Annotated in this window: 16 protein-coding genes and 1 riboswitch; of the genes, 2 read left to right on the forward strand and 14 right to left on the reverse strand. The window is 42.4% G+C overall.

Annotated features, from left to right (window positions below):
* Positions 1-63: 63 nt before the first annotated feature.
* The gene (locus tag IRQ78_RS15410) at positions 64-999 is read right to left on the reverse strand and encodes a mechanosensitive ion channel family protein (protein ID WP_194442620.1); all 936 of its coding nucleotides are present in this window, start codon (positions 997-999) and stop codon (positions 64-66) included.
* A gap of 117 nt (positions 1,000-1,116) precedes the next feature.
* The gene (yaaA, locus tag IRQ78_RS15415; RefSeq protein ID WP_062566697.1) at positions 1,117-1,896 is read right to left on the reverse strand and encodes a peroxide stress protein YaaA; all 780 of its coding nucleotides are present in this window, start codon (positions 1,894-1,896) and stop codon (positions 1,117-1,119) included.
* Between the two features lie 222 nt (positions 1,897-2,118).
* Between yaaA and tal the strand changes: the two genes are divergently transcribed.
* Both tal and IRQ78_RS15425 read left to right on the forward strand, forming a co-directional pair.
* On the forward strand, positions 2,119-3,069 hold the full coding sequence (tal, locus tag IRQ78_RS15420; protein WP_194442621.1) for a transaldolase: 951 nt from the start codon (positions 2,119-2,121) through the stop codon (positions 3,067-3,069).
* 186 nt (positions 3,070-3,255) lie between these two features.
* Positions 3,256-3,444, forward strand: coding sequence for a DUF3545 family protein (locus IRQ78_RS15425; RefSeq protein WP_054554247.1), 189 nt, complete (start codon positions 3,256-3,258; stop codon positions 3,442-3,444).
* Here IRQ78_RS15425 and ung read toward each other — a convergent pair whose 3' ends face one another.
* The 12 genes from ung to IRQ78_RS20840 form a co-directional block, all read right to left on the reverse strand.
* Positions 3,445-4,137, reverse strand: a complete 693-nt coding sequence (gene ung / locus IRQ78_RS15430) for a uracil-DNA glycosylase (RefSeq protein ID WP_138618093.1) — start codon at positions 4,135-4,137, stop codon at positions 3,445-3,447. It lies immediately after the preceding gene.
* Positions 4,134-4,991 (reverse strand): cobalamin-binding protein, encoded by an 858-nt coding sequence (locus IRQ78_RS15435; protein WP_194442622.1) that lies wholly within the window; start codon positions 4,989-4,991, stop codon positions 4,134-4,136. Before IRQ78_RS15435 ends, ung begins: the two co-directional genes overlap by 4 nt.
* A gap of 1 nt (position 4,992) precedes the next feature.
* Entirely contained in the window at positions 4,993-5,592 is a 600-nt protein-coding gene (gene cobO / locus IRQ78_RS15440; RefSeq protein ID WP_194442623.1) for a cob(I)yrinic acid a,c-diamide adenosyltransferase, read from the reverse strand.
* Positions 5,593-5,601: 9 nt separating this feature from the next.
* Entirely contained in the window at positions 5,602-7,086 is a 1,485-nt protein-coding gene (locus tag IRQ78_RS15445; protein WP_194442633.1) for a cobyric acid synthase, read from the reverse strand.
* Entirely contained in the window at positions 7,086-7,613 is a 528-nt protein-coding gene (gene cobU / locus IRQ78_RS15450) for a bifunctional adenosylcobinamide kinase/adenosylcobinamide-phosphate guanylyltransferase (protein ID WP_194442624.1), read from the reverse strand. Before cobU ends, IRQ78_RS15445 begins: the two co-directional genes overlap by 1 nt.
* Positions 7,610-8,464, reverse strand: coding sequence for an adenosylcobinamide-GDP ribazoletransferase (locus tag IRQ78_RS15455; protein WP_228482653.1), 855 nt, complete (start codon positions 8,462-8,464; stop codon positions 7,610-7,612). The genes cobU and IRQ78_RS15455 overlap by 4 nt, the downstream gene beginning before the upstream one ends.
* Complete coding sequence (gene cobT, locus IRQ78_RS15460; protein WP_194442626.1) at positions 8,418-9,479, reverse strand: nicotinate-nucleotide--dimethylbenzimidazole phosphoribosyltransferase; 1,062 nt, start codon at positions 9,477-9,479, stop codon at positions 8,418-8,420. The genes IRQ78_RS15455 and cobT overlap by 47 nt, the downstream gene beginning before the upstream one ends.
* 3 nt (positions 9,480-9,482) lie before the next feature.
* A complete protein-coding gene (locus IRQ78_RS15465; protein ID WP_166341869.1) occupies positions 9,483-10,472 on the reverse strand; it encodes a FecCD family ABC transporter permease in 990 nt (329 codons plus the stop codon).
* The gene (locus IRQ78_RS15470; RefSeq protein WP_194442628.1) at positions 10,465-11,295 is read right to left on the reverse strand and encodes an ABC transporter ATP-binding protein; all 831 of its coding nucleotides are present in this window, start codon (positions 11,293-11,295) and stop codon (positions 10,465-10,467) included. Before IRQ78_RS15470 ends, IRQ78_RS15465 begins: the two co-directional genes overlap by 8 nt.
* 103 nt (positions 11,296-11,398) lie before the next feature.
* Positions 11,399-11,466: riboswitch (cobalamin riboswitch) on the reverse strand.
* 60 nt (positions 11,467-11,526) lie between these two features.
* Positions 11,527-12,144 carry a histidine phosphatase family protein gene (locus IRQ78_RS15475; protein ID WP_194442629.1) on the reverse strand — a complete coding sequence of 206 codons (618 nt, stop codon included), beginning with the start codon at positions 12,142-12,144 and terminating at the stop codon, positions 11,527-11,529.
* A gap of 84 nt (positions 12,145-12,228) precedes the next feature.
* Positions 12,229-12,657, reverse strand: coding sequence for an FKBP-type peptidyl-prolyl cis-trans isomerase (locus IRQ78_RS15480; RefSeq protein ID WP_194442630.1), 429 nt, complete (start codon positions 12,655-12,657; stop codon positions 12,229-12,231).
* A 216-nt stretch (positions 12,658-12,873) separates the two neighbouring features.
* Entirely contained in the window at positions 12,874-12,978 is a 105-nt protein-coding gene (locus tag IRQ78_RS20840) for an IS3 family transposase (RefSeq protein WP_138602026.1), read from the reverse strand.
* Positions 12,979-12,989: the final 11 nt, after the last annotated feature.

Consider the following 12,989-nt stretch of genomic DNA (forward strand, 5'->3'; position numbering starts at 1 on the left):
TGCGAATGAACTCCACCTCAACCACACTTCCCTGTGTAAATCACGCCGATGAGTCAGTAAATTTTACTCATCAGTCGCTTGTGGTTCCGCGTCTTTACTCTGTTGCTTTTCGCTTATCATGGCATTTAATTTCTCGCCGCCTTTGATGCCAAAATCTAACGTGCGGATTGGGAATGGGATGGTCATGTCAGCTTCGCTTAGGGCGTTTCTAACTGCCACAACAGCCTTGTGGCGAACGGTCATGAAATCCGCTTCGCCGGGGTATTTAATCCAAAACCAAACTAGTAAGTTAACGCTGCTATCACCAAAGCTTTCGGCGTAAACTGCGGTTTCTTCTTGTTTGATCACAAAATCAAACTCATTGATTTTTTTAACAATCACCTCAGCAGCTTGCTCGGGGTCATCTGCATACGAAATTCCCACTGGCACTTCGATACGACGCACACCTAAGGTACTGTAGTTACTGAGTATATTTCTAAATAGAATCTTGTTAGGCACTAAGATAAGTTGCCCATAAAAGTTCTCAATGAGGGTGTTTCTAAGGTTAATCGCCCGTACAGTACCAAACACGCTTTCAGTGCGAATTACATCCCCTGTTTTAAATGGTTTGCGAATACCCATAGCAATACCCGCTATAAGGTTCTCTGTCATGTCCTGAAAGGCAAAACCAATTGCAAGGCCTACGATACCCGCACCAGCTAGTAATGAGGTGACCGTGCCTCTGAGGCCCAAGAAATCAAGGGCTACAAATAAGCCTACGCATAACACGATGACTTTTACTATCGATGACATTAAGTCTGCGATTTGCGAAGACTCTAACGAGCGGCGTAATAGCTTTCTAAGCATTGAGCCAACGATACGCGCCAGCAGTGAAAACACGATAGTAATGATTACTGCAACAATAAAGTTAGGGATATGGCTTATGATGATATCAACCCAGCCACCGAGCTTTTCTTCTATAAGTTTTTCGGCTTCACCGACGGTTGGTATTTTTAACATGCGACTACCTGATACATTAAGAAACATAAAAGGTGTTTTGCAAAATAAGCGCCAGTTTCATACAAGCACAAAAAAGCCGTGCTTAGCACGGCTGTTTTAATTCATTTTACTAAAAGTTTAGTTCTGCTCTTCTCGTAAGAAAACAGGCTCTAATTCTTTTGCTGTTGCATCGCTGCTAAAGTAATAACCAGCAACAGTAAAATCTTTTAAATCACTTAATTGGGTGATTTTATTTTCAATGATGTAACGCGCCATCATGCCGCGGGCTTTTTTCGCATAAAAGCTGATCACTTTATATTGGCCGTTTTTACAGTCTTTAAAATGTGGGGTGATGATTTGTGCATTTAATGCTTTTTTATCAACCGCTTTAAAATACTCATTCGAAGCAAGGTTTACCAAGTATTTGCTATCTTGCTCAGCAAGCACTGTATTTAGCTTTTCGGCGATAACACTGCCCCAAAACTCATATAAGTTTTTACCGCGTGGGTTTTCTAACTTAGTACCCATTTCAAGGCGGTAAGCTTGCATTAAATCTAATGGTTTAAGCACACCATAAAGACCAGACAAAATACGTAAGTGCGACTGTGCGTAATCAAGATCAGCATCGCTTAGCGTTTGCGCATCTAAGCCACCGTATACATCACCATTAAAGGCTAGCACGGCTTGTTTTGCATTGTCTTGCGTAAATGGCTGTGACCACTCGGCGAAACGTGCCGCATTCAAACCAGCTAGTTTATCGCTGATTTTCATTAGGCTACCAATTTGCGCTGGTGTTAAATCACGGCAAACTGACATTAACTCTTCGCTGTGCTCGAGTAATTCAGGTTGAGTGAATTTATCGGTCGTGGCTGGTGTTTCGTAATCTAAATTTTTTGCAGGTGAAATAACAGTGATCATACTTAGCTATTGACTTGTAATTTGTTTGATGTCAATTTCAACATTAATTGAATCAAAATGCACGTTTTGTTTCGTCCTGCCTTTATCCGCTGCTCTTTTCATACATAATGTTCTAGTTTTCTGTATTAAGGACATTTGACCTATTAAACACTGTCATAGTGTTGCAGCATAAAGGCCGCTATAATGGATTTTCTTTTAACTTGCTTGGAATGAGGAAAGCAAATGACTTCAGCACTACAAAGGCTTAAACAGCATTCATCTATTGTTGCAGATACAGGTGATATTGAAGCTATCAAAAAGCACCAACCAGAAGATGCAACAACAAACCCATCTCTACTTTTAAAAGCCAGTGAAATTGAAGCGTATAAGCCTTATTTAGATAAAGCGTGGCAATATGCCAAAGAAACCGAGCAAGATGCAGCTAAACAACTTGAGTTAGCATGTGATTACTTTGCTGTATTAATTGGTAAAGAAATTAGCGAAATCGTACCTGGTTATATCTCTACAGAAGTAGACGCACGTTTATCATTTGATACCCAAGCGACTATCGACAAAGCACATACGTTACTGAGCCTTTACGAAAAAGAAGGCGTTAGCAAAGATAAAATCCTTATCAAAGTTGCATCAACTTGGGAAGGCATCAAAGCTGCAGAACAGCTTGAAAAAGAAGGCACTAAGTGTAACTTAACGCTGTTATTCTCTGAAGCACAAGCTCGCGCATGTGCCGATGCGAACGTATTTTTAATTTCACCATTCGTTGGCCGTATCTTAGACTGGCACGTTGCTAGCGGCATGGAAAAACCAACAGATCCGCTAAACGATCCAGGTGTGCAATCTGTACGTAGCATTTACGAATTTTACAAACGCCACGATTACAAAACGGTTGTTATGGGCGCAAGCTTCCGTAACACAGGCGAGATCATCGCACTGACTGGCTGTGATAAGTTAACGATTAGCCCTGCTCTTTTAGAAGAGTTAGGCCAATTAACGGATGCACAAGAGTACATACTAGAGAGCGACTTTACTGTTGAAGAAAAACCAGCACCACTAACTGAAGGCCAATTCCGCTGGTTACATAACCAAGATGCTATGGCAACAGAAAAACTTGCTGAGGGTATTCGTTCTTTTGCTCAAGCACAGCTTGAATTAGAAGCACGCTTTAAAGCAATGTAATTTAAATTACAGTATTTTTTAAAACGCCACCGCTAGGTGGCGTTTTTGTTTCTAAAAAACCACCTTCTTTGATCTATTCATCTATCAATCACAGTTCTGTAACAGTATTGTCACTTTTTTATTCTATTTTTGAGCAGCCTGTGGTATAGGTATTTCCGAGGTTCAAAAAATCAATAGGAGAAGTTCATGGATAGCCTAGACGATATTTTAGAAATATTAGAAGGTCCTAGTACAACAAAAAAGACCTCTACAAAAAATAAAAAGAGAAAATGGCGCGAAATCGAAGCGTTGAAAGACAAGCATAGACTTCGCAAAGAACTACAGGAGTTAGACTATTTCACAGACAGCGTTGAGCTTGATGAATTAGACTTTTAATTAAAGGCCCGTAAGGGCCTTTTGCATTTGCGGCAACGACCAATTTACTGGTGCTTTATTTTGATCAGTAAGCAGCTGGTTTGTCTTTGAAAAATGCTGACAACCAAAAAAGCCACGATGTGCAGAAAGCGGTGATGGATGCGGGCCTTGGATCACATGATGACGCGAGGTATCAATGTGTTTACCTTTTTTCTGAGCATGTGCGCCCCATAACACAAACACCACACCGTCACAGTGCTGATTGATAAGCGCAATTACTGCATCAGTAAACTTTTCCCAGCCAAGATGCTTATGAGAATGAGCTTGCCCTTGCTCAACCGTTAATACTGTGTTGAGTAAGAACACGCCTTGTTCGGCCCAGCTTTGCAAATAGCCATGATGAGGTATCTCAAAACCTTCTATATCAGTAGCCAACTCTTTGTACATATTCTTCAAAGACGGGGGCAGCTTTTTAACTTCTGGTAATACCGAAAAGCACAAGCCATGGGCTTGCCCTTCTCCGTGGTAAGGATCTTGCCCTAAAATAACCACCTTAACTTCATTCAAAGGGGTAGCATCAAAAGCTGAGAATACCTGTTCGTCTTTGGGATAAACGGTAACGCCTGCTGCGCGTCTATCGGCCACATATTGTAAGGTTTCTTGCATGTAGGGCTTAGCAAGCTCAGTATCTAGAAATGTTTGCCAATCGTTCATTTTGAAGCCTGTATTTGCTGACGAGAAACGTCTATTTTACCACACATGTCGGTCAAACCATCAAGCATACGGATTGTAAAACGGTGCAATAAGTCTGCGTTTACACTAATAAACTGGTTATGCTGCACCGCTGGTAATTCAGGCCATTGTCGCCAATCAATTTTAGGCTGAGGCTTTTTCGATTTTTCATCTGGAATAATCACGACCTCTGGATTGGCAACCAATACATTTTCAATACTAATGCGCGGGTAGTCTGTATCACTATTAGCAAACACATTATCCGCATGACAAATAGTTAATAGCTGATTGATCCAAGTATTTCCGCCAACTGTCATCATTGGCTCAGGCCATAATTGATAAAACACCGACACTTTAGGTTTGCCTTCTTGCGCTGTACGAATAGCGTTGAGTTTAGTTTCAAACTGTTTGGCTACTTTATTTGCCTTGGTTTGCAAATGCGTAAGCGTGCCTAGTTTACGTAGTTCATCTGCCACATTATCAACCTGATTTGGATTGCTGTACGCTACCGGAATACCTAACTTTTCAATGTAAGCGAGATCTTCAGCTTTGTTACCCGTTTTCCAAGCCAGAACTAGGTCTGGTTTTAACGACAACAGCTTTTCCATGTTAATTCCGTAATAGCCACCTACCCGTTCGATATCATTCGCTTGCTGAGGAAAGTCTGCATAGTCAACAGTACCCACAATGCGCTCTCCAGCACCAATCGCAAACAGGTTTTCAACGATATGTGGGGCTAAGGCAACAATACGTTGAGGCTCTTTTATTTCATTAGCCTGAGCCAATGTTGGTAAATAAAATAAAACACTTACGAGTGCAAACTTAATGGTTCTCATGTTAATAATCGAACCCTTTTTGTGCTTTTATTCCTGCATCAAAAGCGTGTTTTACGTTTCTGACTTCACTGACTGTATCAGCTAAGTCGGTTAGTTTACGGTGCGCACCACGACCTGTAATAATCACTGATTGCATAGCAGGGCGAGAGCTAACGGCTTCTAGCACTTCGTCTAAATCAATATAGCCGTAGGTGATCATATAGGTTATTTCATCTAGCATAACGAGGTTAATCGACTCATCTTTCAGCATTCTTTTTGCTTCTTGCCATGTCACTTGCGCAGCAGCAGTATCTGACTCTTTATTTTGTGTTTCCCAAGTAAAACCGGTGTTCATAATAACAAATTCAACTCCTGCTTTTTCCAGTAGGTTGCGTTCACCGCACTCCCATGTGCCTTTAATAAACTGACACACAGCTGCTTTCATTCCGTGACCTACCGCACGTGCAACAGTACCAAACCCAGAAGTCGATTTCCCTTTACCGTTGCCAGTTATAACCTGAAAAATACCCTGCTCTTTTTGTGCAGCAGCAATCCGTTCGTCGACTTTTTGTTTTACTTTTTGCTGGCGTTGTTGGTGCTTATCTTGATTCTGTTCGCTCATTGTTGTTCCTTATGTCTCTAAATTGAAGTTCTCATAAATATTGATGATTTGTTCAATATCGAGATTCTCTGCTACTATACTAGCTAAACGGCTTAACTGCTGTTCACGGTTTAAGTTAATATCAATTGGCTTAATTTGGCTATTTGCTGCAAGCCAAGTTATTAGCTCAGATACGCCTTCAGGGGTATCGAACAAGCCATGTAAGTAAGTACCTGCTACTTGGTTATCATCACTAATAAAACCATCTACTTTGAATCCACTTGGGTGTTCATTAAAACTCAAAAATGGCTTTTCAAGTGCCGGCCCTTGACTAATCCCGGCGTGAATTTCATAACCAGATATTGCTTTATCGCTATTGTTTAAATGAAGAGTACCAGAGACTTGGCTTAGTACTTTTTGTTGCCCTAATTGCGTTTCAAAGTCAGCAAGCCCAAGCCCTGCTGCGCTGCCTAAATTAGATTCCACAGCATGTGGATCAGTAAGGTAGTTGCCTAGCATCTGCAGCCCACCACATACTCCCAGCACTTTACCGCCATAGCGTAGATGACGTGTTATTTGTTTATGCCAGCCTTCATTTTTTAAAAACGCTAAATCACCGAGTACATTTTTACTGCCCGGAATAATAATCAGATCAACACTTGGAATAGCCTGGGTATGACGTACATACTGTAAATCAATTTCTGGTTGTAATCGCAGTGCATCGAAGTCTGTGTGATTACTAATATGAGGAAGTAGCAACACGGCTATGCGTAATTGCGGTTTATCTACCTGATTAGTTATAGCAACGGCATCTTCTGCATCGAGTGCTAAGTCATGTAAATAAGGTAACACCCCAAGCACTGGCTTATTGGTGTATTGCTCTAACCAATCAAGGCCTCCTTGCAATAACGCAATATCACCACGAAAACGGTTAATCACAAAGCCTTTAACGCGCGCTTGCTCCGACTCAGACAACAAGGCTAACGTTCCGACTAAATGAGCAAACACGCCGCCTTTATCGATATCGGCAATGATGATCACCGGGCAATCAACCGCCTCAGCGTAACCCATATTAGCAATGTCGTTTTCGCGCAGGTTAATTTCTGCTGGGCTCCCTGCACCTTCAACAACCAGTAATTCAAAACGTTCACTTAAACGCTGCTGCGAAGTAAGAACTGCATCCATCGCCACTTTTTTGTAGTCGTGATAACTGCCCGCTTCCATATTCGAAAGCGCTTTACCATGAACGATTACCTGCGCTCCGGTATCGCTATTAGGTTTTAATAAGATAGGGTTAAAATCGACTTCTGCGGGGACTTTTGCCGCTACTGCTTGCAAAGCTTGTGCGCGACCTATTTCGCCACCATCTTCGGTTACGGCGCTATTTAACGCCATATTTTGTGGCTTAAAAGGCGCAACCTTAATGCCTCGATTAGCAAAGATCCGGCAAAGTGCTGCTACAAGAGTACTTTTACCTGCATCTGAGGTCGTGCCTTGCACCATTATTGTTTTCATCATTGTTCTCTTTTTAAGGTTTGTGCAAGACCTGCAATCACAAACTCAACACGTGCAACTTGCTGTGCTAAGGCTTGATGCAACCAACCTGAATGATCAACAAACTGACGGCTTAATTCACCCAGCGGCACAATACCATGACCCACTTCATTGCTGACAAAAATCACCTCACCCGGCAATTGAGATAGCACATCGAGTAAGTCCGCTTTTTGCTCAAGCCAAAATGCTTCACCCTGCTGGCATAAGCAATTACTCAACCATAGGGTTAAACAGTCCACTAAAATACAGTTTTCAGCATGGCTATATTGTTGTAGTGCTTTAGCCAAATACAAAGGCTCTTCGACAAGCTGCCAATGCTTAGCGCGCTCTGCTTGATGCCTATTAATTCGGGCTGTCATTTCTTCATCACCCGCATTGGCTGTGGCAATATAGATAAGCGGCTTGTTTGAATCTGTTGCCAGCTGCTCAGCAAAACGGCTTTTACCGCTGCGAGCACCGCCTAAAATTAAAGTATGTTGTTGGCTCATAATAAACTCACCAAGCAAAGGTAAGTAACAAGCTCAGATACTTGCTGGGCTGCCCCTAAGCAATCGCCGGTGTAGCCAGATAACTGTTTTTCAAACCAGCGCTTTAATAGTAAGCGAGTAACACAAAGCACACTGATGAGTATTAATAATTGCCCTAAAGTAAAGCCAAAAAACAACCATGCAATTGCTAACACCGCACCGCCAGTTGCTAGCAGTATTTGATAACTCTGCGTGCTTAAATGCATCGCAATGGGTTTTACTTTAGATGTGGCGTCCTGACTTACATAGTCCATGTCTGCAATTAAACTTGTTGCTACAACCCGACTTAAGCTTTGCCCTAAAACAAGTGCAATAATCACAGTACTGGTTACTTCACTAAGTGCGACGAGTGTTTGGTACTTAATTAATAAGGCCATCACAAGCGCCGCAGCACCATAGGTACCTAAGCGACTATCTTTCATAATGCTCAGCTTATCTGCTACTTGCCAACCACCACCAAAGCCATCCCAGACATCTGCAAGGCCATCTTCATGAAATGCCCCTGTGATTATCAAGCTAAACGCCATAACTAACGCGACTGCAATGGCTGCAGGGAATAACCAACTTAGCAGTAAAAAGATCAGCGCTAAAAGTACACCTAATATTACACCGACCAATGCAAAATAGCGGCTGGCCTGATTGAGTGCCTGACTCGATACTGCAAAGTTTAATTTAACGGGTATCCGCGTTAAAAAACTAAGCGCCAGTAAAAATAGTTGAAGCTGACTTGGGGTAGAGTCAGAAGTGTGTTGTTCAGCGCTCATATCAGACAACTTGCTCAACATTGGCATCGGCAAAACTTGCCATGTCATTGTAAAATGCCAAAGATGCTTGCAGTAAAGGTAAGGCAAGCGCAGCCCCGGTGCCCTCTCCTAATCTTAAATCAAGCTGCAATAAAGGCGATGCGTGCAAGGCATTGAGCATTGCTTTATGCCCTTGCTCATCTGAGGCATGAGCAAATAACATATAATCGCGAGCGTTTGCATTAATGCGAGTTGCAACAAGCGCCGCTGCGGTACAAATAAAGCCATCCACGATCACCGCTATACCAAGCTCGGCAGCAGCTAAAATGGCACCGGTGATCTGTACAATTTCAAAACCGCCTAATGCAGCGAGCGTCATTAGTGGCTCATCAAAGTGAGCTTTATGTAATTGAAGGGCTTGCTCGACAACCTTGATTTTTTTAGCAACAACCTCGTCACTCACACCTGTGCCTTTACCAACACATTGGCTGGCAGGTAACGACAACAAGGCAGCCATTAATGCCGCAGCACTTGTGGTATTGCCAATACCCATCTCACCAAAGGCGATGGTATTACAACCTTGCTCATAGAGTGAATGAACTCGCTGCTTGGCTAATGCAAACCCTTTTTTAACCTGATTAAGAGACATAGCCATTTCAGTATTCAGTGGTGCAGTGATTTCACCTAAACGCTGGTTATGCACACTTTTATCGTGTGAAGTATTGAGAGTTCCTGCATCCACAACTTCCAGCTGCCAGCCCAACTGACGACAAAACACGTTGACAGCTGCGCCTCCTGCTGCAAAGTTTGCCACCATTTGTGATGTAACGCTGCTAGGAGCAATTGACACGCCTTGGCTTGCCACACCATGATCGCCTGCAAATACAACTAGAGAAGGGTTTGAAATAACCGGTTTAAAGGCAACTAGCGCCTGCTCACTATCAAGCTGCTTTGAAAAAATAAGCGTTAATTGTTTGGCACAACTTTCAAGCTGACCTAAAGCGCCTAGCGGCTTTGTTTTAAGGTCTATTTTTTGTTGAATTACAGCTGAAAATTGCTGATCAATAGGCATGATATTAAACATTCGCTACCTGCTCTGTTTACGAAAATAAAGTAAGAATAAAAAGAACACACTACCGATAGCGGCTGTGATCACACCAACAGGTAGTTCTTGGTTATTCAATAGGGTTCGGCATAACACATCGACCCACACCATAAAAATGCCACCGACCAAGGAGGTCATAACTAAGTTATGGCTGCTGCCTTGCGGCGAAAAGTAGCGCACAATATGTGGGATCATCAGGCCGACAAAGCCAACGCCACCACACATAGCAACAAGCACCGCTGTTATTAATGAACTTAGCAGTAGCATCATGATCCGAAAGCGTTGTACATGAATCCCCAAAGTCGCTGCACTTTCATCACCAAGCAGCATCGCATTTAGCTGACGACGAAATGCAATCATCAAAGTCATACAGGCAATAATAACTGCAAACGGCAGCCAAAGAGTGCCCCACTGAGCACGAGAAAAACTGCCCATCGTCCAAAACAAGATAGCGGTGATGGCTTGTGGATCGCTAAAATAAAGCAGCAGACTAGTCAGAGCACTAAATAAGAAAGATAAAGCAACACCAGCGAGTAACATGGCTTCAACTTGGCCAACATGGCGACGCCCTGCAATAGCAATAAGCAACAGCATAGAAAGTAAGCTTCCGGCAAATGCTGCAACTGACATACTAAAGCCAAAACTCACACCGGTTAGGGCTATAAAGCACACCACACCAAATGAAGCCCCAGAAGAAATACCAAACAAGTAAGGGTCAGCAAGCGGGTTTCGGGTTACGGTCTGCAAAATTAATCCTGCAAGAGCCAGCCCAGAACCTGCTAAAAATGCCAGCATTGTTCTGGGCATACGTAACTGCCAAATAATACGCTGCACAAATTCATCGCTACCTTGGCTAAACAAACCATTAAAAACATCACTCAGTGGCGTATTTGCAGCACCAAAGCTCAATGCTAAAAAACAACTAATAAGCCCTACGACAACACAGATACTTAAACGCATTGCATCAGTCATGTTGATGCTCCTGTGTCTGATAGCCATAAAAATAAGTGATGTGCGGAATAAACTTATCAGTGCTTGATTGAGGGTGAGCAGATACCGCTGCACAGACACCAAATACATCACTCAACAGCTGCTCAGTTAGCACCGCTTTTGGTTGCCCCTGACAAACCAAACGCCCTTCATCAATCACCAATAATTCATCACATAAACTCGCTGCGAGATTTAAATCATGGAAAGAGGCAAGCACTGTCACATCGAGGGACTTTGCTAATTCCATTATTTGAATTTGGTATTTAACATCAAGGTGACTGGTAGGCTCATCCATGATGAGCAACTTAGGTTGTTGTACGATAGAACGTGCAATAAGCGCTCTTTGCTTTTCACCACCAGAGAGCGAATCAAATGCTTGCTCACTATGATGAGACAAACCAACCTGCTCTATCGCCTGATATATTCGTTGCTTATCATTGGCAGACGTGCCGCTGAAAAGTCGCTTATGAGGTGTTAATCCTAAACTCACTACATCGAACAAAGACAAATTAAACTGCGATGGAGACTCTTGCAAAACCACTGCAACCTGCTTTGCATATTCATCAGCACTGATTTGCCAAATATCTTGACCGCTTAGCAAAACAACCCCTTGCTGAGGTTTCAAGTAACGATAAAGACAACGTAGCAGACTTGATTTACCAGCCCCATTAGGGCCAAGTAGACCGATAAACTGCCCTGCTTTTAACTCAAGGTTAATTGATTCAAGTATGGTTTTATTCGCAGTACCCCAACTTAAATCAGACACTGATATTAATGGTGCAGCGCTATGGCTATTTTGTTGCAAGCTTATTCTCTCTTGACGAGCAATCGCAACGCACAAGAAAGCACTGGTAAGTACCAGAAAATGATGTGAGTTGACCCGCTCGATGATTAGTTGTTAGTGCTAAGTATCTGGCTGACCATTATTTAGATGGATTACAGTTGCGGGAACAGCTGGAGAATTTCACTCCATTCCATAGCATATGAGTATTATGGCGGGCTAAGTAAATAATTCAATGAATATCGCTCTAGATGGCTAAAAAACAATTTTAGGCCAAGCTTGTCCTTGTTCATCTATATATACATCGAGTGTAATAAGCCTCGCATAAGGAAGATGAAAAACATTTAAATGAGTGGCTGATTGTTTTGGCATCTGACAAACAATAGCGAGAATTTGTTTAATCACACCTGCATGACTTATTACCAATGACTGTTCATGCTTAGATTCACATAGTGATTGTAAAAACGTGTGCCACCATGCCTCTACCCGAGCGTAAAAATCAGCCATAGATTCACCATTGGGGACCTTTACTTGCCAAGGGTGTTGCCAAAAATCACCAATATGAGGCTTACTCGTTTGCTGCCAAAGCTGTTGGTAGTCTTGGCCATCCCAATCACCAAAATTAAACTCTTTTAGCGCGTTATAATACTGTACATGCAGTGAGTGCTGATTTGCTAAATAATCAGCGTGGACTGAGCAACGCTTTAGTGGTGAGCTATATATGGCATTTAAATTTATGAGCTCAGCAGAGGCTTGACGCATTTGCTTATGACCAAGCTCTGATAAATCGACATCGATTTGCCCAGAAAGAATTCCAGGCGTAGCTATTTCGCCATGGCGAAGAAAGTAAACTCGTGAAGTAAATGCGTCCATAATGTTCCTCAGTAAACCATTAGTGAACGTTAACGCGTTTTAAATACTCTGTCGACTTATGCTAAGGCTGTTATGCTCAGAGAGTTAAGCTAAACGCATTAAACGAACATCAAAATGCAGCACTGCATTTGCGCCAATTTTGCCACCGTTACCTTTTTTACCCCAAGCAAGCTCTGGGGGGATCACAAATTCATAACGAGAGCCGATATTCATTAATAGCAACCCTTCTCTTAACCCTTCTATAGCTTCGGATAATGCGAACACCTCAGGCATACCCGCTTTATAACTGTCGGCAATAATACTGCCATCAGCAAGCATAATACGTTGATTAATAACCACTGTATCGAACTCTGATATGCATTCTCCTGCAACATCATCAATCACTTTATACATTAAACCCGACGGGCATAGATGCGTATCTGGATGCGATGAGAACTTAGCAATAAATGCTTCACTATTTTTACGATTTAAACCTGAAGAACCTTTTGACTTGGTCGTTTTCTTACGAGACACAGCAAACCTTAATTGTATTACAAATATAAAACGCTTTATCGCATAACAAGGTAGGGGAAGCAAGTTTGCGAGAGTAAAGTTGCAAGTTAGAAAGGGAAAAGTTTGAGGATCTGGCGTAGGTTGGGTAGAGCACAGCGAAACCCAACACAGAGCTATCAGCTTTCAGCCGTCAGCGATCAGCCGCGTGATCTGACCCCGATAAAGTAGACACGGGGTTTAATTAACTTGTTCGTACTGCATGGGACTTTTATACCCTAGGGTGCCATGCCTTCTTACTGAGTTGTAGTATTTTTCAATATAAAAATACGTTTGTGTTGTCATTTCACTACGAC

It is taken from the genome of Pseudoalteromonas simplex (genome assembly GCF_015278155.1).
In the GTDB taxonomy this organism is placed as follows: Bacteria; Pseudomonadota; Gammaproteobacteria; order Enterobacterales; family Alteromonadaceae; genus Pseudoalteromonas; species Pseudoalteromonas simplex.